The following is a 21,489-nucleotide window of genomic DNA, read 5'->3' as shown; positions in this document are numbered from 1 at the left end:
ACCACCCTGCCGAGCGGCCTGGCCGCGCCGGAGGCGTGGAGCCGCTCGGAGTGGATCGAGAAGACCGTCCCGGTGTGGAAGCGCCTGTGCGAGCCGATCGCCGAGCGCATGGTGGACACGATGGGCGGCAGCCTGGGCGCCGTCGGCGGCCTGGGCGTGGAAGGCCAGGCGATGGCCGCGCAGCTCGGCCCGCTCATGGGCATGATGCGCCAGGTCGGCGGCATGATGGTCGGCAGCCAGATCGGCCAGGCCCTCGGTGCCCTGGCGCCGGAGGTGATCGGTTCCTCCGACATCGGGCTGCCGCTGTCGGACACCGCCGCCCTGCTGCCGGGCGGCGTCGCCGCGTTCAGCCACGGCCTGGAGATCCCGGCGGAGGAGATCCGCCTCTACCTGGCGCTCAGGGAGGCGGCCCACCACCGGCTGTTCCAGCACGTCCCGTGGCTGCGCTCCCAGTTGTTCGGAGCGGTGGAAGAGTACGCCAGGGGCATCACCGTGGACGTCAGCGCCCTCGAGGAGCAGATGCGCGGGCTGGACATCAACAACATGGAGCAGATCCAGCAGGCCCTGAGCGGCGGCGCGCTGCTCAAGCCGGAGGACACCCCCCGGCAGAAGGCCGCGCTGGCCCGGCTGGAGACCCTGCTCGCCCTGGTCGAAGGCTGGGTCGGCTCGGTGGCCGACTCCGCGGCCGAGGGCAAGCTGCCCTCCGCCGCGGCCCTGTCGGAGACCGTGCGGCGCCGGCGGGCGACGGGCGGGCCGGCCGAGCGGACGTTCGCCACGCTGGTGGGGCTGGAGTTGCGGCCGCGGCGGCTGCGCGAGGCCGCGGCGCTGTGGCAGGAGTTGGCCGCCGCCCGCGGGGTCGACGGGCGCGACGCGATCTGGTCCCATCCCGACCTGATGCCGACCGCCGACGACCTGGACGACCCGCAGGGCTTCGTCCGGGGCGACGCGAAGTTCGACCTTTCGGGGTTCGAGCCGGGCGCCGAGGGCGAGGCCGGCGAGAAGGACGAGGGCCCGCAGGATGGCCCCGGCGGGCCGGGCGGCGCATGAGCTTACGTGATCAGGCGCGGCGGGCGCTGGCCGGCTGGACGGCGCCCACCGCCGCCGAGGAGACGCTGCGCGAGGACTTCCTGCGGCACCTGCTGGTCCACGAGGACGCCATGTGGCGCGAGTGCGTGCCGGACCACCTGACCGCGACCACGGCGGTGCTGTCGCACGACGGCGAGCGGGTGCTGCTCACGTTGCACCAGAAGGCCAGGATGTGGCTGCCCATGGGCGGTCACTGCGAGACCACCGACCGGTCGCTGGAGGACGCCGCGCTGCGCGAGGCCGTCGAGGAGTCCGGCATCGCCGGGCTGCGCCTGCTGCCCGGCCCGCTCGCGCTGGACCGGCACGAGGTGTGGTGCCATCCGCCGCGCAGCCGTCACCTGGACGTCGAATACGGCGCGGTGGCCCCGGAGGGCGCCGAGTTCGTGATCAGTGCCGAGTCCCTGGACCTGCGATGGTTCCCGGTGGACGACCTTCCCGAGCCGACGGACGAGGCGACCCGCCGGCTGGCCCGCCGGGCGCGGGCCCTGCTGCTCGGCTGATCCCGCCCGCCGGCCCTGTCCCGTGGCCCCGTGGCCCTGCCCGGCGGCCCTGCCCGGCGGGGCCGTCCGCGCGCGATGACCTCACGCCGGGCATAACCCGGGGTGGGTAGGGTCGGAACGTGCCGCGCCCGAGGGGGTACGGACGGTCACGGACGGGAGACACGGGTGGACGCCACGACCGAGACCCCGGTAGGCGGGGTGATCGTGACGCCGCGCCGTCGCCGGCGGCGGGTCCGGGCCGGGCTGGCCTGGTTCGCGGTGACCCCGTTCGCCGCGTGGGCGGTCACCCGGCTGGCCGGGCTGGAGCGCGGCTCGTTCCCCGCACAGCTGATGACCGCGACCCCGTACGCCGCCGCCGGCTCGCTGCTGCCGATGCTGCTCGCCGTGCTGTCCCGGCGCAGGGCGGTGGTCGTGGTGGCCGCGGCCACCACGACGGCGCTGGGGTTGAGCGTGCTGCCCCGGGCGGTGGCCGACTCCGGACCGGCGTCGGGCGAGCGGTTCGTGGTGCTGTCGGCGAACCTCTTCTTCGGCCGCGGCGATCCGGCGACGGTGGTGGACCTGGTGCGCCGGTACCACCCGGACGTGCTGAGCCTGCAGGAGCTCACGCCCGCCGCGGTAGCAGGGCTGGACACGGCCGGCCTCAAGGAACTGATGCCGTACCGAATGCTGGAGGACGACTACGGGGCGACCGGCACCGGCCTGTACGCCACGCGTCCGGTCACCCCGCTGACCGGGTCCTTCCAGGTGATCGGGCACAACATGCCGGCCGCCCGGCTGCGGACGGCGGGCGGCGCCCAGGTCGAGATCATCGCGGTGCACACCATGCCGCCGCTGGGGCGCCAGGTGACCCGGTGGGCGGGTGGGCTGCGCGCGCTGCCATCGGGCCCGTCGGCTGGACCGTTCCGGGTGCTGGCCGGCGACTTCAACGCCAGCCTGGACCACGCCGAGATGCGCGGACTGATCGCGCGCGGCTATCGCGACGCGGGCGACGCCGCCGGTGCGGGCCTGGTGCCGACCTGGCCGTTCGGCAAGCGGGTGCCGCCGATCATCACCATCGACCATGTGCTCGCCGACCGGCGGATCGGGGTGCGCACCTACCAGGTGCACGACGTGCCGCACAGCGACCACCGGGCCGTGGTCACCGAGCTGACGCTGCCCTCTTAAGGCGCCGCGGCCCGGTCAGGTCGCGTGCAGCAGGGCCCGGGTGTTGTCCCAGCCCTCCAGGCCCGGGTCGAGCCGGGCCACGTCGGCCGGCGAGCGCAGTCGGTGCCACCCCGGGCCGGTGGCGACCATGCGGCGGCCCGGCGCCCGGCCGCGCAGTCCGGCCACCACGTCCGCGTCGTCCAGGGTGCCGGCGGCCCATTCCGGGTACGGCAGCCGGGCCGCGACGGCCACCGCGCCGCCGTCCTCGGCCGGGCACACCGCGACGGGGGCGCGGCCGAGCTCGCGGAACAGCTTGCCGATCAGCAGTGGGGGCAGGTCGGGGGCGTCCCCGCTGATCACCACCGCCTCCTCCCCGTACGGCCGCAGGGCTGCGAACGCGGCGGCGAGACCGCCGGGCTCCGCCACCGGGAGCACCCGGGTGCCCGGCCAGGCGATGTCGTCCAGCCCGGGGATACCGGCGTCCAGGATGACCGGTTCCACCAGGTCGAGGCCGGCCACGATCTCGTAGGTGTCCTCGGCCAGGGCGAGCAGGAACTCGCCGGGCGCGACACCCGGCGGGGCGGCGGCGCCCATGGCCGGCGTGACCAGGACGGCCGCCTGCCTCAACATTCCTCCAGCGAGCCGTTGGCGGCCATGGAGAACCCCTCCAGGAAGCCGCGGGCCCGCTCGGCGCGGGGATAGCGCTCCACCAGGGCCCAGAAACGCGGGCCGTGGCTCGGGACCAGCAGGTGCACCAGCTCATGCATGATCACATAGTCCACCACCCAGGCCGGCATGCCCCGCAGCCGGGTGGATATGCGGATGGTGCCGTGGTCGGGGGTGCACGACCCCCAGCGGTGCCGCTGGTTCTCCACCCACCGGACGCTGGCGGGCAGAGCCTGGTCTCCGAGGTAGCGCACGGCGAGGTCGCGGGCCCGTTCCAGCAGGTCGTCGTCGCTGGGGCGGCGGCGTTGCTCCTTGGCGGCGAGCCGATCGAGCATCCGGCGCACCCATTGCTCCTCGTCGGTCCGGCTCAGACCGGCCGGCATGAGGACGATGGTCTTGTCGCCATCACGGTACGCGGAAACGGTCCGCCGCCGACGCGCGCTCCGGCGGACCTCCACTGTCTCGGGGGGCACATATGCACGGTAGCCGAGAGCGGTGCGATTCCACAGGGGGTGAATCACGTTTTCGCTGGTCAATCAGCATCCCGTTCATGGCCGCCAACCCCGTCGTTCACTTCCGTCACAGACGCCCGCCACCGGGCGGACGCCGGTGCGGCCGGGCGCGCGCCGCTCCTTCGCGCGGGAGGCGCGCGTCGATGCACGGATCAATCGTTCGAGGTTGTCCACAGGCGGCGGCGAAGCACGCCGCGACCCGGGACCTATGTGCCAGGCTCCCCGGCATGACCTCCTCCCCCGTCTCCCCCCGCCCCGTCGCCGGCTCCCCCGGCCAGGGCGCGCCGGCCTCCGGCGGCCCGGTCTCCGTCCCCTCCCCCGGCGCGGTCCCCGCGACGTCCCCCGGCCCAGATCCCGTGACGTCCCGTGGCACCATCGGGGCCGGCACCGCTGCCGCAGGCGCTGCTTCGGCCGGTACCGGGTCCACCGCGGCCACGATGGCACCGTCCGGGCGTCGCGTCCGGCCGCGACTCAAGCCCGCCCTGCGCCTGGTGCCCCGGGATGAGCGCACCTTGCAACTGGGCGTGCATCCGCTGCGCGCGCTGATGCTCACCGACCTGGAGCCCGCGGTCCGCCGGTTCGTCGAAGGGCTGGACGGCACCCGCACGCTGGAGGAGCTGATCATCCAGAGCGAGCTGGGTGAGAGCACCGTGCGCCACGTGCTGTCCTTGCTCGCCGAGCGTGGGGCCCTCGACGACGCCTCGGTGCGCCCTGAACCGCTGCGCGGACTGAGCCTCGCCGATCGCGAGCGGCTCGGCCCCGATCTCGACGCCCTGTCCCTGTCAGAGGCCGACGCGGGTGACGGCGGGCTCGCCGCGCTCGACCGCCGGCGGGCGGCCCACGTGCGGGTGCACGGTGCGGGCCGGGTGGGCGCGCAGCTCACCGCCCTGCTGGCCGCCTCCGGTGTCGGACACCTTTGCGTGGTCGATCCCGGGGCGGCCCGGCACGCCGACGTGGTGCCCGGCGGGCTCACCTTCGCCGAGGCCGGCGGCACCCGGGAGGACGGCGCGGTCGCCGCCGCCCGCCGCGTCGCATCGGGCGTCAACGCCTGGACGGGCCGGACGGCCGCCCGGCTCACCGACGGCGGGCGGCGGCCCGACCTGGTGGTGCTGGCGCCGGTGGGCCCGCTCGATCCGGTGGTCATCCGTGATCTGGTGAGCATGGACATCCCCCACCTGCTGGTGACCGCGGGCGAGGGGGTCGGATCGGTGGGGCCGCTGGTCATCCCGGGCCGCACCGCGTGCCTGCGCTGTCTGGAGCTGATCCGCCGCGACCGCGACCCGTCCTGGCCCGCCGTCGGCATGCGGCTCGGCGGCTTCCCGGCGGGTGAGATCGCCTGCGGCACGGCGCTGGCGACGGTGGTCGCGGCGTACGCCGCCGGGCATGTGCTGCGGTTCGTGGACGGCCTTCCACCTGTTGTGACCAATCGCACAGTCGACGTAACGCCTGATTTCCAGTGGAAAACGCGCAGGTGGCAGGCTCATCCGCAATGTCGTTGTAGTCGTAACGATTGCCATGAGCTAACAATGGTCGCGTGAGTGACTTCCCCCGACACGCCGTGACGCGGTCCGCCAAGCTGGCGACGCTGCCCCTGGGGTTCGCCGGTCGCACCGCTCTCGGACTGGGCAAGCGCATCGGCGGCAAGCCCGCCGAGATGGTCGCCCAGGAGATCCAGCAACGCACGTCGGAACAGATATTCAAGGTGCTGGGCGGCCTCAAGGGCGGCGCCATGAAGCTCGGCCAGGCGCTGTCGATCTTCGAGGCGGCACTGCCGCCCGAGATCGCCGGTCCTTACCGCGCCACGCTGACCAGATTGCAGGACGCCGCGCCACCGCTCCCGGTCGCGACGGTGCACGCCGTCCTCACCGAGCAGCTCGGTGACGACTGGCGGGAGCACTTCCAGCACTTCGAGGACACGCCGACCGCCGCGGCGTCGATCGGCCAGGTGCACCGGGCCGTCTGGCACGACGGCCGGGAGGTGGCCGTCAAAATCCAATACCCCGGTGCCGGGCGGGCGCTGCTGGCCGACTTCAACCAGCTCGCCCGGTTGAGCAAGCTCTTCGGCGTGCTGCTGCCCGGCCTGGACATCAAGGCGGTGCTGGAGGAGTTGCGCGAGCGGGTCGCCGAGGAACTCGACTACCTGCGTGAGGCGGAGTCCCAGCATGCCTTCGCCACCGCCTACCACGGTGACCCGGACTTCCGGGTGCCCGACGTGGTGGCGGCCAACGAGCAGATCCTGGTCAGCGAGTGGGTGGACGGCACCCCGCTGTCCAAGATCATCGTTGCCGGCACCAAGGAGCAGCGCGACCGGGCCGGGCTGCTCTTTGTGCGCTTCCTGTTCAGCTCGCCGTCCCGGGCCGGCATGCTGCATGCCGACCCGCACCCCGGCAACTTCCGCGTACTGCCCGATGGCCGGCTGGTGGTGCTCGACTTCGGCGCGGTCAACCGCATGCCGGACGGCTATCCGGAGGTCTTCGGCACGTTGACCCGCATCTTCAACAAGGGCGACATGGCCACGGTGATCCAGGGGCTGCGCGACGAGGGGTTCATCCGCCCGCACATCGAGATCGACCCGGAGGCGCTGCGGGCCTTCCTCGCCCCCTATGTCGAGCCGACCCAGGTGCCGGAGTTCACCTTCACCCGTGAGTGGCTGCAGGCGCAGGTGGCCACCGTCACCGACCTGCGCCCGACCAATGTGGTGCGCCAGCTCAACCTGCCGCCGTCCTACGTGCTGATCAACCGGGTGCACGCGGCCGGCGTGGGCGTGCTCTGCCAGCTCGGCGCCACGGCCAGGTTCCGGGACGAGGTGATCCGGTGGGTCCCCGGCTTCGCCGAGGACGACCCCGACGACGCCGCTCCGGCCCTGGCCGCCTCCTAAGTCACCGTCCGCGGCCCGCCACCCCCGGGTGATCGGCGTCGGAAGCCGGATCCGCGGACGGCCGGTTCGCGGGCTGCGGGTCGGCCGGCTCCGGTGGAGCGGGCCGGGCCGGCGCCGGGTCGCCCCCAGAGCCCTCATCAGGGCCCTCAGTGGCGACCTCAGGGGCGCCCTCGGGGCCAGTGGTGCCTTGAGCGGTGCCCTCAGTGGCGCCTTCAGCGGTGGCGCCGGTCGGGGGACGCAGCAGGCTGGCACCCACGGAGACCACCAGGCAGCCGCCGATCACGGCCAGCGACAGCCAGATGGGGACGTGGTAGATGTCGGCCAGCAGCATCTTGACGCCGACCAGCACCAGGATCGCCGCCAGGCCGTAGCGCAGGTAGTGGAACCGGTGCATCGCTCCGGCCAGCAGGAAGTACATCGCCCGCAGGCCGAGGATGGCGAAGGCGTTGGAGGTGAAGACCAGGAACGGCTGGTCGGTGACCGCGAAGATGGCCGGGATGGAGTCGACGGCGAACACGATGTCGGTGGTCTCCACCGCGACCAGCACGGCCAGCAGCGGGGTGGCCACCCGGCGGCCGTCCTGCCTGATCCAGAACTTCGACCCGTGGTAGCGGTCGGTCGTCGGCACGATCCGCCGCATCGTACGCAACACCGGGTTGCGGTCTGGATGCACCTCGATCGCGGCGTGCCGGGCCATCTTGACGCCGGTGTAGAGCAGGAACGCCCCGAACAGGTACAGAACCCAGTGGAACCGGTCGAGCACCACCGAGCCGGCCGCGATGAAGATGGCGCGGAAGACCAGCGCGCCGAAGACCCCGTAGAACAGCACCCGGTGTTCGAGCTCCCTGGGCACCGAGAAGTACGCGAAGAGCAGCGCGAACACGAACACGTTGTCCACGGCCAGGGATTTCTCGATGAGGTAACCGGCCAGGTACTCGCCGCCGGCCTCCGGGCCCCAGACGCCCCAGACCACGGCGCCGAAGCCCAGGCCGAGCGTCACCCACACCATCGACCAGACCAGCGCCTCGCGGACGCGGACCACGTGCGCCCCGCGATGCGCGAGAAGGTCCACCACGAGCATGATCACGATGACCGCGAGCACCGCGGCCCAAGCCCACCAGGGCACCGTCAACGACAACGTCAACCTCCGCTCCCGCCTCGGCGACAGGATCGTTCGGCCGACGGTCTCCCCGGCCGCCCCGCGGGGCGGCCCTCGCGCCGGGCCACCGTCCGGTGGCGGCCGTGCTGACGACACGAAGGTGCGGTGGGTACTCCCCATCGATCTATGTTCAAGTATTCACGAAATCCTCTTCGTCCGTCAAACGGGCCGAGGTGGGCTCGAACAGGGCGATCAGCTCACCGATCCGCCGGTGCCGCTGGGTGGGGTGCCGGAACTCCGCCACCGCGTTGATCGTGTAGTGATTGCGGCGGCCTACCCGCTCGCGTCGCAGGTAGCCGGCCGCCTCCAGGTCCGCGACGATCGCCTGCGCCGCCCGCTCGGTGATGCCGACCGACTCGGCGACGTCGCGCAGCCGCGCGTCGGGATCGCGGGCCAGCGCCAGCAGCACGTGCGCATGGTTGGTGAGGAACGTCCATCCGCTCGTCCGCCCCGGACTCGGAGTGCTCATGCGGCAATTATGCGATGCATTTTTCGCGAATCCCAGACCGTGATCGGTAACGGTCGCCCCGCACGCGGGCGTGATATGCCGTCAGCGCGGGGGCCGGCGGGAGAGCACCAGCCAGGTGTGAACCTTGGGGATCACGCCGGCACCGGGCGGCGGGTCACTCGCGTCCCGGCCGCGGCGCACCTCCAGCCGCAGGCCGGCGGTGCCGGGCCGGCCGGCCGCGGCCCAGTCGCGCACCCGGGCGGCCAGGTCGGCGGCGAGTTCGCCGCCGTCCGGGCCGAAGCCCGCCACCACCAGGTCGCCGGCGTCCGGCGCGCCGCCCGGCCGGGCCAGCAGCGCCAGGCCGCGCGGGCCGAGCAGGCCGGGCGCCATCCCGAACCCCTGCACGTTCAGCGGGGCCGCGCCGAGGCGGGCGGCCGGGCCGGACAGCGTGCACCAGCGCGGCTCGTGCAGGGCCAGCCACAGCGACAGCCCGTCCGACACCTCCGGCGCGGCGACGGCGACCCCGGTCGGCCGCTCGACGACCGGGCCGGCGGCCAGCGCGGCGGCCAGCGGGCCGGCGGCGGTGTCCTGCCCGGCCGGCGACTCCAGGACCAGGCCCGCCTCCCGGTCCAGGACATGTGTCCGCTCCGGGCCGGCCGCCGGGCCGCGCATGCGCATGAACCCGCAGGGGATGATCGACACCGCGGTCCATCCGTACGCGCCGGCGCGCTCCAGGGCCACCGACCGCTGGACGCCGCGCAGGTCGAGCGGGACGACGATCCGCCCGCCCGGGGCGAGCTGGTCGAACCAGGCCGGTTCCAGGTCCCAGACCCCGACGGTGGCGATCACCCGGTCGTACGGCGCGCCGGGCGCGAACCCGGCGGCGCCGTCGGCGTGCACCACCCGGACTCCGGAGTGGCCCGCCGCGTGCAGCCGGGCGCGGGCCGCCTCGACCAGATCGGCGTCGATGTCGATGCTCACCACCGCACCGGCCGGCCCGGCCAGGTAGGACATCAGCGCCGCGTTGTACCCGGTACCGGCGCCGATCTCCAAGACCCGGTGGCCGGGTGCCACGCCGAGCTGCCCGAGCATCATCGCCATGATGGTCGGCTGGGAGGAGGAGCTGATCGGCCGGCCATCGGCGTCCCGTTTGGTGACGATGGCCTCGTCGCGATAGGCGTCCGCCGGGGGGGTGCCGGGCAGGAACAGATGCCGTGGCACCGCGCGGAGCGCCTCGGCCACCGGCGGGGCGAGCGTGCCACCGCACCGCGCGCGTACCTGCTCGACCAGCGCCGCCCGCGACGCGCCATGCTCGTCCGCCCGCATCCGGGTGCACTACCCACAGCGCCGGTCCGGTACGCCCGCCCGGGGGGACCCACGCGAAAGGGGCGGTCCGCAACGGACCGCCCCCTGGGCGCTACCGGCATCTCCTACGGCAGGTCAGCCGACCCCGTCCCGGCCCCGCGCGGGCCGGGATGTCGGCGATCAGGCCATGCGCGCCAGCGCCTGGCGGAGCCGGAGCGAGGCACGCTCCGCCTGCCGGCGGGCCCGGCGTACCTGGCGGACCCGGGTGGCGAGGCGTTGCGCCTCCGCCTCCCGATGCAGGGTCTGTATTCGGTCCTGCACCAGTTCCTGACCCATATACGGGAACTCGGCGGTGCGGGTCGGGATGAAGCTCATCGGAGTGGTCCTCTCGGCAGTGGTTTTCGGTTGCTCGTTCGTCAGGCCGCGACCGGGGTCTTCCGCGGGCGGCCACGCGGCCGCTTCTTGGGGACCACGGCTCCCCGGATGACCAGCTCGCCACCCCAGACGCCCCATGGCTCCTCGCGCTCCAGCGCGCGGGCCAGGCAGCCCTGGCGGATCGGGCACCCACCACACAGTGCCTTGGCGAACTCGACGTCATCGGGGGACTCGGCGAACCACAGGTCGGGGTCGGTACGACACGGGATATCGGCTTCGTCGACCAGGTCGCTGGTCGTCCAAACCGCCATCTGCGTCACCTTTCTGTACTGTCTGCTGATTGATCTGGCCGGTACCTCTTCGGTGGTCGGATCATGGCGGCGGTACAGCAAAAAAGCCGCGGATCCTGGTCAGGATCCGCGGCCTGGAAGCTCTGCCAACCGGTCAAGGGTTGACCGGTTGCCTCCAGGGTGGCGAATCCTGCACCCCACCATTGGCGGTGTCGACGCTGGTCGGCACGACGTGGACCGGACGGCCGTTAACGGCCGGCGTGTCGGCGGTCATACCGGTGGCGCGGTAGGCGAAGGCGGCCTTGCCCAGGCGAGCCTGGATGAAGGCGGTCTTCTCCTGCCGGACGGCGCCCGTGCCATCGGCGAGCAGGCCGAGGGTCGCGGGCAGGGCGGCGGCGGGCACGATGGCACGCCGGACGCCGGCGGCGAAGCCGGGACGCGGGGAAGTGACCCACGGCTTGGCGGGCGTCGTCATCATCACGAGCTGCTTCATCAGAGGTCACCTCCCTGTCGGTTCAGGATGATCGGACGGGTGCCGTCCGATCAGCTTGTGCAAGACTCTAAACGCGGACCGGCGAGCCCGGCAACATATTTTCTACCTGCGATTTCACGGATTCGTCACACGAATCATGCACTCCTGCACCACCGACACCGCGAGCTCTCCGGAGGGGGTGAACATCTGCCCGCGGGCCAGCCCGCGGGCCTGCCCGGACCAGGGCGACTCCTGGGCGTAGAGCACCCAGTCGTCGACCCGCAGCGGGCGGTGGAACCACATGGCGTGGTCGAGCGAGGCGCCGGTGACGTTGGAGGCGCCCCAGGCCATGCCGTGCGCCAGCAGGACGGTGTCGACCAGCGTGTAGTCGGAGGCGTAGGCGGCGAGCACCACGTGCAGCAGCGGATCGTCGGGCAGCTCGGCGTCGTAGCGGAACCACACCTGCGTCTCCGAGCCGCGCAGCGACGGGTCGCGGTTGGCCTCCCAGGTGAGCGGGGTGACGTAGCGGGCGTCGACCGGCCGGGGCCGCGACAGCCACTCGCGCCACGGCTCGATGTCGCCGACCAGGTCGCGCATGCGGTCCTGGAACAGCGGGAGGGTCTCGGGGGCCGGCACCTGCGGCATCCGCGCCGCCTGGTGCGCGACGCCCTCCTCGGCGATGTGGAAGGACGCCGACATGGAGAAGATGGCCTTGCCGTGCTGGATGGCCAGCACCCGCCGGGTGGTGAACGAGCGGCCGTCGCGCACCCGCTCGACGTTGTACACGATGGGGATGGCCGGGTCGCCGGGGCGGATGAAGTAGGCGTGCAGCGAGTGAACCGCGCGGTCGCCCGGCACGGTGCGCCCCGCGGCGACCAGCGCCTGGGCCGCCACCTGGCCGCCGAAGACCCGCTGGATGCGCTCCTCCGGGCTGCGGCCGCGGTAGATGTCGGCCTCGATCTGCTCCAGGTCCAGCAGGTCGAGGACCTCCTTGAGCGCCTCGTTCACGTGACTTCCCCTCCGCGGCAGATCTCCAGCACGGCTTCGCCGTACCGCTCGAACTTGACGCGGCCGATGCCGGCGATGGCCTGCAGGTCCTCCTCGGTGGTGGGAACCCGCTCGGCCAGCGCCTGAAGCGTCACGTCGGTGAACACCACATATGTCGGCACTTTTGCGGCTTTCGCGGTGTTCGTACGCCAGAGTTTAAGCCGTGCGAGCAGGTCCTCGTCGAAGTCGGCCGGGCAGGTGGCGCACCGGCCGAGCTTCTGCTCGCCGGCCACGGTGAGGGTCTTGCCGCAGACCCGGCACAGGAGCGGGGCCGCCACCCGGGGCCGGGCCGCCCGCGGCCCGCGCGAGGCGGCGGGCGCCCGCACCGGAGCCCGCACCCCGGTGAGCCCGTCCAGGAAGCGCGAGGGCCGCCGGGCCCTGCGGCCGCCGGGCGACCGGGCCAGCGCCCAGGACAGGTGCAGGTGGAGCCGGGCCCGGGTGACGCCGACGTACAGCAGCCGGCGCTCCTCCTCCACCTGCTCGGGGGTCTCGGCGTAGACGATCGGCAGCATGCCGTCGGTCAGCCCGACCAGGAAGACGGCGTCCCACTCCAGGCCCTTGGCGGCGTGCAGCGAGGCGAGCGTCACCCCCTCCATCGGCGGGGCGTGCTGCTCGGTCGCCCGGCGCTCCAGCTCGGCGACGAAGCGCGGCAGGTCGCCGCCCTCGGCCGCCAGGTCCTCGGCGAGATCGGCCAGCGCCTTGAGCGACTCCCAGCGCTCCCGGGCGCCGCCGCCGCCGGGCGGCTCGGGGGTGAGGCCGACGCCGGACAGGATGTCGTGCACCGCCTGCGCGAGCGGCTCCCCGGCGCCCGCGGACCTGGCCGCGCCGCGCAGCAGCACGACCGCCTGGCGCACCTCGGGCCGCTCGAAGAACCGCTCGGCGCCGCGCAGGAGATAAGAGATGCCCGCCGCGCCGAACGCCTGCTCGTACACCTCGGACTGGGCGTTGACCCGGAACAGCACGGCGATCTCCCGGGCCGGGACGCCGGCGGCGATCAGCTCCTTGACCTGCCGCGCCACCGTCTCGGCCTCGGCGGGCTCGTCCTCGCACTCGGTGAACACCGGCGGCGGGCCGTCCGGCCGCTGGGCGACCAGCTCCAGCCGGTGCGGGGTGCGCGCCCCGGCCAGCAGCCCGTTGGCCAGCCCGACCACCTGGGGGGTGGAGCGGTAGTCGCGGACCAGCCGGATCACCGCGGCCGAGGGGTGCTCGACGGCGAAGTTCGTCAGGTAGCGCGGGGTGGCGCCGCTGAAGGAGTAGATCGTCTGGTTGGGGTCGCCGACCACGCAGATCTCGTCGCGCCCGCCGAGCCAGGTGTCCAGCAGCAGCTTCTGCAGCGGGTTGACGTCCTGGTACTCGTCGACGACGAAGTGGCGGTACTGCCCGCGGATCTGCGCGGCGACCTCGGCGTGCTCGGTCATCACCGCCGCGGTGAGCTCCAGGATGGTCTCGAAGTCGACCAGGTGCCGCTCGCGCCGCAGCGCCTCGTATGCCTCGTACACCCGGGCGACCTCCTCGGCGGGGACCGGCGGGGTGCGGCCGGCCTTGGCGGCCAGGGCGGGATAGTCGTCCGGCGCGGCCTGCGTCACCTTGGCCCACTCGATCTCGCTCGCCACGTCGCGCAGCTCGGCGCGCTCGGGGGTGCGGCGCAGGCTCCGGCAGGCCTCGACCAGCAGCGGCAGCTTGGACTCCACCACCCGCGGCGGCTCGCCGCCGATGACGCGCGGCCAGAAGTAGGTGAGCTGGCGCAGGGCCGCGGCGTGGAAGGTGCGCGCCTGCACGCCGTGCACGCCGAGGCCGCGCAGCCGCTGCTTCAGCTCGCCGGCCGCCCGGGTGGTGAAGGTGACCGCCAGGACGCTGTGCGGCTCGGCGACCCCGGTGCGCACCGCGTGCGCGATACGGTGGGTGATCGCCCGGGTCTTGCCGGTGCCGGCGCCGGCCAGCACGCACACCGGCCCGCGCACCGCCTCGGCCACCTCGCGCTGCTCGGGGTCGAGACCGGCCAGGGCGTCGTCGCGCTCCACTGGGCCTCCTCGGGGTGCGGTGCCGGACGGTGTGCGGCATCATCCTCCCAGCATCCGGCGCCGCGCCGCGCGAGCCTGTGGACAACTCGCCCGCCGTCCGGGGTTGTCCACAACCTGGCACCCCGGTGGCGACGAGGAGTCGGCGGATCGGGCATGATCCCTCTAGAACCATGTGCGGAAGTCGGCACTTTGCCCCACAATGGGGTGCCACAGTTTCGGGGAAGGACGAGAGTGAAGTGAGAAGTGCGGTAACCGTCGGCGCGTTGGCCCTGGCTGCCGTCCTCTTCACTCCGGCCGCCGCCGGCCCGGCCGCCGCCGATCCCACGCCCGCCCCCACGGCGCCCGCCGAGACCTTCACCGACCCCGTGGTGCGCACCTTCTCCTACGCCCGCAAGTCGCCGCGCCAGCGCATGGACGCCTGGTGGCGGCCGAAGTCCGGGCGCAACCCCGGGGTCTTCATCCTGCACGGCGGCTGGTGGAGCGCCGGCGACAAGCGGTACATGGCGTCCATCGTCCGCACCTACGCCGACATGGGCTACACGGTCTTCAACCTCAACTACCGGCTGTCGGGCGAGGCCGCCTGGCCGGCGCAGCGCACCGACGTGCTGGACGCCATCGCCACCGCCCGCCGGCACGCCGACTACTTCTCCTTCGACCCCGACCGCTACGTGGTCGTGGGCTTCTCGGCCGGCGGTCACATCGCCACCGCGGTCGGCACCTACGGGGACGGCGTGCCCGGCCTGCGCGGCGTGGTGGGCGTCTCCCCGGTGGTCTCCCCGCTCACCGCCTACTCCGACGGCGACCTCGGCGCCGACTACGAGCAGCGCAGGCTGCGGCAGGCGGCCGTCACGCTCGCCGGCGGCTGCCGCCCGACCGGGCCGTGCGCGCGGGTGTGGTCCAGCATGGAGGTGCCCTGGCACGCCAGCCGGCACGACGCGCCGGTGCTGAGCGTGCACTCCTCCGACGAGTTCGTCCCCGCCTACCAGAGCGAGCTGCTCAAGGAGGAGCTCAACCGGGTCGGCGTGGCGATGAACGTCCGGGTGGTGCCGGGAGTCCTGCACAGCACCGCCCTGTACCGCGAGCCCGGGGTGGCCGAGAGCGTGCGCGAGTGGGTGGCCGGCAAGCTCGGCGCCCGCGCGCGGTCCGACGCCTCGGCGCGCAGGTAGTCCACCGGACCCGCGCGGCGTCCCTGCCCTTCCCCTATCGGAGTGTGTCCGCGATCCGTCAGGGAACATGGCACCTGCCAGAAATGTTGTGCTCTGGTGTCAATGTCGGCTGAAGGGAAGTAATCACGCCATGGCGCTCAAGGTCTACACCACCAGCTGGTGCGGTCCCTGCAAGCGGCTGAAGGGCCAGCTGACCCGGGAGGGCATCGCCTTCCAGGAGATCGACATCGAGGCCGACCCGCAGGCCGCCTCCTACGTGATGAGCGTCAACGGCGGGAACCAGGTGGTGCCCACCGTCGTGCTCCCGGACGGCACCTCGCTGACCAACCCCTCCGTCATCGAGCTGAAGAAGCGCCTGGCCCTCAGCGGAGCCTGACCCGCCCGCACGGCCGCCGGCCCGCGCCGGCGGCCGTCGTCATGCCCGCGCCGGCCGCCGCCCGGCCCGCTTCCGCCACCGGGTTCCGTGCCCGCCCCGTCGGCCGGCGGACGTCGTGCCCGCTCCCGCCGCCGGACGTCGTGCCCGCGCCGGTCGTCGCCGGGCGGTGCCGGCTCGATCGCCGGGAGTGATAGCCCGGTCAGTCGCCGGGCAGCGGCTCGCCGTACCAGGTCTCGATGAGCCGGCGGGCGATCGACAGCCCGGGCGGCACGCCGAGGTCGCCGCGCCCGACCGCCGCGCCCAGCTCGGCGCGGGAGATCCAGAACGCCTCGGCGATCTCCGCCGGGTCGGGGGTGATCTGCGTGGTGGTGGCCCGGGCGATGAAGCCGAGCATCAGGCTGCGCGGGAACGGCCAGGGCTGGCTGCCCAGGTAGCGCGGCTCCTCGACGGTGATGCCGACCTCCTCCAGCACCTCGCGCCGCACCGCGTGCTCCAGCGACTCGCCGGGCTCCACGAACCCCGCCAGCACCGAGAAGCGCCGCGTTGGCCACTGCGGGCCGCGGGCGAGCAGGCAGCGGTCGCCGCCGTCGTGCACCAGCATGATGACCGCCGGGTCCACCCGGGGGAAGTGCTGGCTGCCGTCGTCCGGGCAGACCCGCATGTGCCCGCCGGCGACGATCTCGGTGCGGGCGCCGCACCTCGGACAGTGCTCGTGGGTCGCGTGCCACGCCTCCAGGGCGACCGCGTTGACCAGCAGGCCGGCGTCCCGGTCGTCCAGCAGGGCGCCCACCCCGCGCAGCCCTTCGGCCGCGACGTCGGCCTGGTCGGGCAGGTGCTCGATGTCCTGGACGGCACGCTCGACCTCGGCGCCGGCCGGCCCGGCCGCGTCCGCCGTCAGCGGGCCGTCCACCGCGACCGCGAAGTAGGCGACGCCGTCCGGGCCGACCCCGAGCAGATAACGATCGCCGGGCGGCGCCTCGGCGGGCGGGACGAACAGCAGGGTGGTCGCGCCGTCGGACCGGCGGACGAGCGTGCGGCCGTCGCCGACCAGCAGGACGCGGGTGCCCGGGTCGGCCCAGGCGGACTTCAGCCACGCCTCGTCGCCGCGGAGCGCGCCGGACCGGTCGACGCCGCCCCGGGCCAGGAGCAGCGGCCCCAGCAGCCCGTTCTCCAGCGACATCTCTCCCGGCTGCCCCACGACGTCCTCCTTAACGCGGCTGCCATCCTATGCCCGCCCGCTCGGCGGGTGATCCGGCGGCAGTCCTACCGACGATTACGACAACACGGACTTTCCCTGTGATTCATCCGTCGGCCAGCGGCACGGCGCGGCGGCGGCTAGGATGCGCCTAGTTAGGTTAGGCTTACCTGAATTCCGGGGGTGTCGCGTGCGGCTGTACCTCACCGCGCTCAACCCGACCGACTCCGTCACCGGCGGGTTCCTGCCCGCGGCCCGGGCGCTCGGCTGCGAGGTGACCGTGCTGACCGACCGTCCGGACCGTTACCCGGACGTGGAGGCGCTGCGGGTGGACGTCCGGGACGCCCGCGCCGTGGTGGACGCGATCGCCGGCCACCACCGGCCGGACGCCGTCTTCTCCGACTCCGACCACCTCCAGCCGGAGACCGCGCTGGCGGCCGGCTACTTCGGCCTGCCCGCCAAGGACTGGCGGGCCTGCCTCGCCGCCAAGAACAAGGCGCTCACCCGGCGGCGGCTGGCCGAGGCGGGCGTGGAGACCGTCCGGTCCACGCGGCTGGCCCCCGATGACCCGCCGCCGGACGGCCTGCCGTACCCGGTCGTCATCAAGCCGCGGGAGGGCGTCGCCAGCGAGGACGTGCTGCTGGCCCGCGACCCGGCCGAGCTGGCCGCCGCCGTGGCCGGCGTCCGTGAGCGGCGGCCCGGCGCCACGCTGGTCGCCGAGGAGTACCTCGACGGCCCGCTGCACACCCTGGAGACGCTGGGCGACGGCCGCGACCTGCACGTCCTCGGCGGATTCCGCACCACGCTCGGCCCGCCGCCGCACTTCGTGGAGGAACGCCTCGACTGGGACCCGCCGCCGGCCGGCGACCCGGGCCGCGAGCACGTGCTGCGCGCGCTGCGGGCGCTCGGCGCCGGGCTCGGGGCCTGCCACACCGAGTACGCGCGCACCGCGGCCGGGCCGCGCGTCGTGGAGGTCAACTACCGGCTCATCGGTGACACCTGCGGCTTCCTGCTCGCCGACCTGCTCGGCGTCCCGGTCTTCGAGTGGGTGCTGCGGGCGCACCTCGGCGAGCCCGTCCCGGCGCCGCCTGCCGCCCGCCCCGGCCACGGCGCCGCGGTCAGCCTGGTCGCCGGCCGGTCCGGGGTGGTCACCGCGGCGCCGGGGGACGTTACTGAGCACGCGCACGGCGTGCGGCTGGTGCACCGGCCGCTGCGCGCGCCGGGCGACCGCATCGAGGTGACCGGCACCAACCGCGACTACCTCGGCATCGTCCGGGCCACCGGCCCCGGCCCGCTCGCGGTGGACCGCGCCGTCGCGGCGTTCACCGCCCGGGCGCCGTGGGTGGTCGAGTGACCTCCGCCCGCCCCGCCCCGGTGGACCGGCCGGACCGGGCCGGCGACGACGGCGCGGAGGCGTACCTGGCGGCCCGGGTGCTGGACGCGCTGCTGCGCGAGGACTACGGCGGGCTGGCGTCCCGGGTGACCCGCGAGGCGCACCAGGTGCGGCTCGCGCTGCCCGGCGGGCGGCGGGTTCGGCTGGCACCCGGCGGCCTGTTCCAGGACTTCGCGGTCGCGCCGGGCGAGGCGCCGGCCCTCGCCGAGGTGCTCGGCGCGCTCGCCGAGCTCGCCGGGCCGCGGGACGCCGCCGGGGTGGCCGCCTTCACCGAGGAGTGCCGGGCCGCGCTGCGCGCCGAGCGGCTGCACCGCGCGCACCGGGCCGCGGTCGCGGCCCGGCTGCGCACCGCCCCCGCCCTGATCGCCTACGAGTCGCTCGCCGCGTTCCTCGACCACCCGGTCTACCCCACCTCCCGGGCCCGGCCGGGGCTGACCGACCGGCAGCTGGTCGCGCACGCGCCGGAGTTCGCGCCGGCCTTCCCGCTGCGCTGGGCCGCCGTACCGGCCGGCCGGGTGGTCGCGCACGGCCGGACCCCGGAGTGGTGGCCCGCCGCGGCGGGCGACGGGGACCCGCTGTTCCCGGTGCACCCGCTGACCGTGGACGCGGTGCGGGCCATCCCCGGGGTGCGGATCCTGCCCGAGCCGCACCTCACCGTGCGGCCCACGCTGTCCATGCGCACCGTGGCGGTGGACGGGCGCACCCATCTGAAGCTGCCGCTCGCCACCAGCACCCTCGGCGCGCGCAACCGGCGCTCCATCAGGCCCGGCACGCTGGACGACGGCGCGCTGGCCGAGGTCCTGCTCGACCGGGTGCTCGCCCGCGAGCCGGACCTGCCGGTGCTGGTGGCCGACGAGCGGACCTACGCCCACGCCGGGGACGAGCACCTCGCCTGGATGGTGCGCCGGCTGCCGCCCGGCGACATCGTGCCGGTCGCCGCGCTGCTCGCCCCGGCGCCCGGCCCGCCCGGCGCCCGGGTGCTCGACCAGGTCGCCGCCCGGCATCGCGGCGGCGATGCGCGGGCCCTGCTGGCGGAGTACCTGAAACTGCTGTTCGGCTGGAACGTCCGGCTGTTCGTCCGGTACGGCATCGCGCTGGAGGCCCACCAGCAGAACCTGGCCCTGGTCTTCGGCCCGGACGGCGCGCCCGCCATGCGGCTGCTGGTCAAGGACAACGACGGGCTGCTCATCTCCCCCGGCCGGCTGCTCGGCGCGGGCCTGCCCGTCCCGGCCTTCACCGACCGGCGGCTGTTCACCGCCGACCCGCACGCGCTGGCCGACGTCTTCGTCACCATCACCCTGCACCTGGCCGCCGCCGCGGTCGCCTTCGGGGCCGGGCACGGCGACCTGGTCGCCCCGGCGCTGGCGGGCGCGCTCGCCGGGTACGGCGACCACCCGATGGCCCGCCTGCTGCGCGCCCGCACCCTGGAGGCCGCCCGGCTGGTCGGCAAGTCGATGGTGACCGCCGGCACCCTGGCCGACCGGTCTCTGATCGCCGCCGACGTCAACAAGCACTACGGCACCAGCGGCCCGAACTACCTCCGCCGGCCGCCGGCCGGGCGGACCGGCCCATGACCGCCGGCTCCCGCCCGGCGGCGCGGGCCCGCACCGTGATGGCGCCTACCGGAAAGCCGTCGCCCGTGAACCTTCTTCGACCCGGCCACGGGGCTCCAGCGGGCGGCGGCGGCCGGTGACCGGCGCCATCCTCGCCCGCCACGCCGCGGGCGGCGCCGGCACGACCGGCGGCCAGGCCGAGCAGGCGACGCTGGCGGCGCTGCTGCGGTGCTGCGTCCGCGAGGTGGCCGGGCCGCGCGGCCAGGTGTGGCCGGCGGGCCGCTACCTCACGCTCCGGCTGGCCGGCGAGCTGCTGCGGGTGCCGGTCTCCGGCGGGCTCGCGCTGCGCCTGGACGGGCCGGCCGAGCGGCTGGAGCGGGGCCGCTGGCTCGCGCTGACCGCCGACCGGCTGGTCCGGCTGGCCGAGGCCGAGCTGGCCGGCTCGGGCGCGGGCCGCAACGACGAGTTCGCCGGCCAGGTGGCGCGCAGCCGGTCGGCCATCGCGCAGCTGCTCGGCGCCCGGGCCGCCGCCCGGCCGCCGGACGACCCGTGGCTGGCGTCGGAGCAGGCGCTGGTGCACGGGCATCCGTTCCACCCGGCCCCCAAGGCGCGCGGCGGCGACGGCTGGCTGCGGTACGCCCCCGAGGCGCACGCCGCGTTTCCGCTGCGGCTGCTCGCCGTCCGGGACGACGTGCGCGCGGCCGGCGGCGACACCGGGGCGATCGACCGGCTCGGCACGGCCCCGCCCGGCCACACCCTGCTGCCCGCCCACCCCTGGCAGCTGGAACTGCTCGCCGCCGAGCTGGCCGCCCCGCTCGCCGACGGCCGGCTGGCCGACCTGGGCGAGGTACCGGGGCCGGCCGTACCCACCTCCTCGGTGCGCACGGTGTACGCGCCGGGCGCCGGCGCGTGCCTGAAGTTCAGCCTGGACGTGCGCATCACCAACTGCGTGCGCAAGAACTCCTGGTACGAGCTGGCCGGCGCGGTCGAGCTGACCGCCCGGCTGGCCCCGCTGTTCGCCGCCCTGGCCGATCGCTTCCCCGGCACCCGGTGGCTGCCCGAACCCGGCTACCGGTCGGCCGCGCTCGGCACCCGGCTGGTGGAGGGCCTGGGGGTGATCGTCCGGGCCGCGCCGTGGGCGGTGACCGGGCCCGGTGTCACCCCGGTGCTGGCCGGGGCGCTCGCCGCGCTGGACGGCGGCCGGTGGTCCGGCGCGGTGCCGGACGCGGTGGTGGCCGCCGTGCGGCGCGACCCGGTGCGGTGGTGGACGGCGTACGTCGACCGGGTGGCGCCGCCGGTGCTGGACGCCTACTTCCGGCACGGCGTGGTGCTGGAGTGCCACCTGCAGAACGTGCTGGTCGGGCTGGACGCCGGCGGGCTGCCGGTCGAGGCGGTCTTCCGGGACCTGGAGGGCGCCAAGCTGGTCGCCGGGCGGCACGAGGTGTCCGCGCTGCCCGGGCCGGTCGCCGCGGCGCTGACCTACGACGCCGCGCGGGGCTGGCACCGGGTGGTGTACTGCCTGCTGGTCAACCACCTGGCGGAGATCGCCGCCACCGTCGCCCGGTTGGCCGGCCCGGCGGGCGCGGACCGGCCGGGCCGTTCCGGGCCGTCGTCTGCGGGACGTGCCGGGGCGGGGCACCCGGCGACGGACGGGTTGCTCGCCGAGCTGTGGGCCCGCGCCCGGGACCGGCTGGACCGCCACGCGGCCGATCACGGGCGCCCGCCGGCGCTGGCCGACCTGCTGGCCGGGGTGCCGCTGCCCGCCAAGGCCAACCTGGCCACCCGCTGGGCCCGGGCGGCCGACCGCGACGCCGGCTACGTCCCCGTCGCCAACCCGCTGTCCGCCGCCCACCCGGGAGCCCACCCATGATCCAGAACGCGCCCCGGCCCGGGCCGGAACCCGC

General features: G+C 74.7%; 21 protein-coding genes. 10 read left to right on the top strand and 11 right to left on the bottom strand.

Annotated features, from left to right (window positions below; genetic code table 11):
* From Sru01_RS29510 to Sru01_RS29500, 3 genes are all read left to right on the top strand, one after another.
* A partial coding sequence (locus Sru01_RS29510) for a zinc-dependent metalloprotease (RefSeq protein ID WP_203992406.1) occupies positions 1–1,047 on the top strand: 1,047 nt, incomplete at its 5' end.
* On the top strand, positions 1,044–1,586 hold the full coding sequence (locus tag Sru01_RS29505; protein ID WP_203992403.1) for an NUDIX hydrolase: 543 nt from the start codon (positions 1,044–1,046) through the stop codon (positions 1,584–1,586). The genes Sru01_RS29510 and Sru01_RS29505, both read left to right, overlap by 4 nt.
* Before the next feature lie 165 nt (positions 1,587–1,751).
* Positions 1,752–2,750: an endonuclease/exonuclease/phosphatase family protein gene (locus tag Sru01_RS29500; protein ID WP_203992400.1), complete on the top strand. Its 999-nt coding sequence runs from the start codon at positions 1,752–1,754 to the stop codon at positions 2,748–2,750.
* Between the two features lie 15 nt (positions 2,751–2,765).
* Here the strand turns inward: Sru01_RS29500 and Sru01_RS29495 are convergent, their stop codons facing one another.
* Both Sru01_RS29495 and Sru01_RS29490 read right to left on the bottom strand, forming a co-directional pair.
* Complete coding sequence (locus Sru01_RS29495) at positions 2,766–3,359, bottom strand: DUF2064 domain-containing protein (protein ID WP_203992397.1); 594 nt, start codon at positions 3,357–3,359, stop codon at positions 2,766–2,768.
* Positions 3,353–3,868 (bottom strand): M48 metallopeptidase family protein, encoded by a 516-nt coding sequence (locus tag Sru01_RS29490; RefSeq protein ID WP_203992394.1) that lies wholly within the window; start codon positions 3,866–3,868, stop codon positions 3,353–3,355. The genes Sru01_RS29495 and Sru01_RS29490 overlap by 7 nt, the downstream gene beginning before the upstream one ends.
* Positions 3,869–4,134: 266 nt before the next feature.
* Here Sru01_RS29490 and Sru01_RS29485 point away from each other — a divergent pair, with 266 nt between their 5' ends.
* Complete coding sequence (locus tag Sru01_RS29485) at positions 4,135–5,445, top strand: ThiF family adenylyltransferase (protein WP_239137842.1); 1,311 nt, start codon at positions 4,135–4,137, stop codon at positions 5,443–5,445.
* Entirely contained in the window at positions 5,442–6,785 is a 1,344-nt protein-coding gene (locus Sru01_RS29480) for an ABC1 kinase family protein (RefSeq protein WP_203992391.1), read from the top strand. The genes Sru01_RS29485 and Sru01_RS29480 overlap by 4 nt, the downstream gene beginning before the upstream one ends.
* Position 6,786: 1 nt before the next feature.
* Here Sru01_RS29480 and Sru01_RS29475 read toward each other — a convergent pair whose 3' ends face one another.
* The 8 genes from Sru01_RS29475 to Sru01_RS29440 form a co-directional block, all read right to left on the bottom strand.
* Entirely contained in the window at positions 6,787–7,929 is a 1,143-nt protein-coding gene (locus Sru01_RS29475; protein ID WP_239137841.1) for a TerC family protein, read from the bottom strand.
* A 145-nt stretch (positions 7,930–8,074) separates the two neighbouring features.
* The gene (locus Sru01_RS29470; RefSeq protein WP_203992384.1) at positions 8,075–8,413 is read right to left on the bottom strand and encodes a helix-turn-helix transcriptional regulator; all 339 of its coding nucleotides are present in this window, start codon (positions 8,411–8,413) and stop codon (positions 8,075–8,077) included.
* Positions 8,414–8,494: 81 nt separating this feature from the next.
* Positions 8,495–9,718: a methyltransferase, FxLD system gene (fxlM, locus tag Sru01_RS29465; protein WP_203992381.1), complete on the bottom strand. Its 1,224-nt coding sequence runs from the start codon at positions 9,716–9,718 to the stop codon at positions 8,495–8,497.
* Positions 9,719–9,877: 159 nt separating this feature from the next.
* Positions 9,878–10,072, bottom strand: a complete 195-nt coding sequence (locus tag Sru01_RS29460; protein WP_203992378.1) for a hypothetical protein — start codon at positions 10,070–10,072, stop codon at positions 9,878–9,880.
* 41 nt (positions 10,073–10,113) lie between these two features.
* The gene (locus Sru01_RS29455) at positions 10,114–10,383 is read right to left on the bottom strand and encodes a WhiB family transcriptional regulator (RefSeq protein ID WP_203992376.1); all 270 of its coding nucleotides are present in this window, start codon (positions 10,381–10,383) and stop codon (positions 10,114–10,116) included.
* A gap of 133 nt (positions 10,384–10,516) precedes the next feature.
* Positions 10,517–10,855 carry a hypothetical protein gene (locus tag Sru01_RS29450; protein WP_203992374.1) on the bottom strand — a complete coding sequence of 113 codons (339 nt, stop codon included), beginning with the start codon at positions 10,853–10,855 and terminating at the stop codon, positions 10,517–10,519.
* Between the two features lie 114 nt (positions 10,856–10,969).
* Complete coding sequence (locus Sru01_RS29445; RefSeq protein ID WP_203992372.1) at positions 10,970–11,842, bottom strand: acyl-CoA thioesterase; 873 nt, start codon at positions 11,840–11,842, stop codon at positions 10,970–10,972.
* Positions 11,839–13,902: an ATP-dependent DNA helicase UvrD2 gene (locus tag Sru01_RS29440; protein WP_203992370.1), complete on the bottom strand. Its 2,064-nt coding sequence runs from the start codon at positions 13,900–13,902 to the stop codon at positions 11,839–11,841. The genes Sru01_RS29445 and Sru01_RS29440 overlap by 4 nt, the downstream gene beginning before the upstream one ends.
* A 236-nt stretch (positions 13,903–14,138) precedes the next feature.
* Between Sru01_RS29440 and Sru01_RS29435 the strand changes: the two genes are divergently transcribed.
* Both Sru01_RS29435 and Sru01_RS29430 read left to right on the top strand, forming a co-directional pair.
* Positions 14,139–15,068 carry an alpha/beta hydrolase gene (locus Sru01_RS29435; RefSeq protein WP_239137840.1) on the top strand — a complete coding sequence of 310 codons (930 nt, stop codon included), beginning with the start codon at positions 14,139–14,141 and terminating at the stop codon, positions 15,066–15,068.
* Positions 15,069–15,198: 130 nt separating this feature from the next.
* Entirely contained in the window at positions 15,199–15,444 is a 246-nt protein-coding gene (locus Sru01_RS29430) for a mycoredoxin (RefSeq protein ID WP_203992366.1), read from the top strand.
* Between the two features lie 199 nt (positions 15,445–15,643).
* Here the strand turns inward: Sru01_RS29430 and nudC are convergent, their stop codons facing one another.
* The gene (gene nudC, locus Sru01_RS29425) at positions 15,644–16,624 is read right to left on the bottom strand and encodes an NAD(+) diphosphatase (protein WP_203992418.1); all 981 of its coding nucleotides are present in this window, start codon (positions 16,622–16,624) and stop codon (positions 15,644–15,646) included.
* Between the two features lie 205 nt (positions 16,625–16,829).
* Between nudC and Sru01_RS29420 the strand changes: the two genes are divergently transcribed.
* The 3 genes from Sru01_RS29420 to Sru01_RS29410 all read left to right on the top strand — a co-directional run bounded on the left by Sru01_RS29420 (position 16,830) and on the right by Sru01_RS29410 (position 21,455).
* On the top strand, positions 16,830–17,993 hold the full coding sequence (locus Sru01_RS29420) for an ATP-grasp domain-containing protein (protein ID WP_239137839.1): 1,164 nt from the start codon (positions 16,830–16,832) through the stop codon (positions 17,991–17,993).
* The gene (locus Sru01_RS29415) at positions 17,990–19,606 is read left to right on the top strand and encodes an IucA/IucC family protein (RefSeq protein WP_239137838.1); all 1,617 of its coding nucleotides are present in this window, start codon (positions 17,990–17,992) and stop codon (positions 19,604–19,606) included. The genes Sru01_RS29420 and Sru01_RS29415 overlap by 4 nt, the downstream gene beginning before the upstream one ends.
* A 115-nt stretch (positions 19,607–19,721) precedes the next feature.
* Positions 19,722–21,455, top strand: a complete 1,734-nt coding sequence (locus Sru01_RS29410; RefSeq protein WP_239137837.1) for an IucA/IucC family protein — start codon at positions 19,722–19,724, stop codon at positions 21,453–21,455.
* Positions 21,456–21,489: the final 34 nt, after the last annotated feature.

The sequence above is a fragment of the Sphaerisporangium rufum genome (assembly GCF_016863395.1).
Taxonomy (GTDB): Bacteria; Actinomycetota; Actinomycetes; order Streptosporangiales; family Streptosporangiaceae; genus Sphaerisporangium; species Sphaerisporangium rufum.
The sequence above is the reverse complement of the archived record's forward strand: the minus strand, read 5'-3'. Positions and strand labels throughout refer to the sequence as shown.

Excerpts from the sequence above, each read along its gene's own strand:
- Sru01_RS29495 (WP_203992397.1), bottom strand. The coding sequence starts at position 3,359 with ATGTTGAGGCAGGCGGCCGTCCTGGTCACGCCGGCCATGGGCGCCGCC.
- Sru01_RS29470 (WP_203992384.1), bottom strand. The coding sequence starts at position 8,413 with ATGAGCACTCCGAGTCCGGGGCGGACGAGCGGATGGACGTTCCTCACC.
- Sru01_RS29505 (WP_203992403.1), top strand. The coding sequence starts at position 1,044 with ATGAGCTTACGTGATCAGGCGCGGCGGGCGCTGGCCGGCTGGACGGCG.
- Sru01_RS29485 (WP_239137842.1), top strand. The coding sequence starts at position 4,135 with ATGACCTCCTCCCCCGTCTCCCCCCGCCCCGTCGCCGGCTCCCCCGGC.
- Sru01_RS29430 (WP_203992366.1), top strand. The coding sequence starts at position 15,199 with ATGGCGCTCAAGGTCTACACCACCAGCTGGTGCGGTCCCTGCAAGCGG.
- fxlM (WP_203992381.1), bottom strand. The coding sequence starts at position 9,718 with ATGCGGGCGGACGAGCATGGCGCGTCGCGGGCGGCGCTGGTCGAGCAG.
- Sru01_RS29455 (WP_203992376.1), bottom strand. The coding sequence starts at position 10,383 with ATGGCGGTTTGGACGACCAGCGACCTGGTCGACGAAGCCGATATCCCG.
- Sru01_RS29460 (WP_203992378.1), bottom strand. The coding sequence starts at position 10,072 with ATGAGCTTCATCCCGACCCGCACCGCCGAGTTCCCGTATATGGGTCAG.
- nudC (WP_203992418.1), bottom strand. The coding sequence starts at position 16,624 with ATGTCGCTGGAGAACGGGCTGCTGGGGCCGCTGCTCCTGGCCCGGGGC.
- Sru01_RS29450 (WP_203992374.1), bottom strand. The coding sequence starts at position 10,855 with ATGAAGCAGCTCGTGATGATGACGACGCCCGCCAAGCCGTGGGTCACT.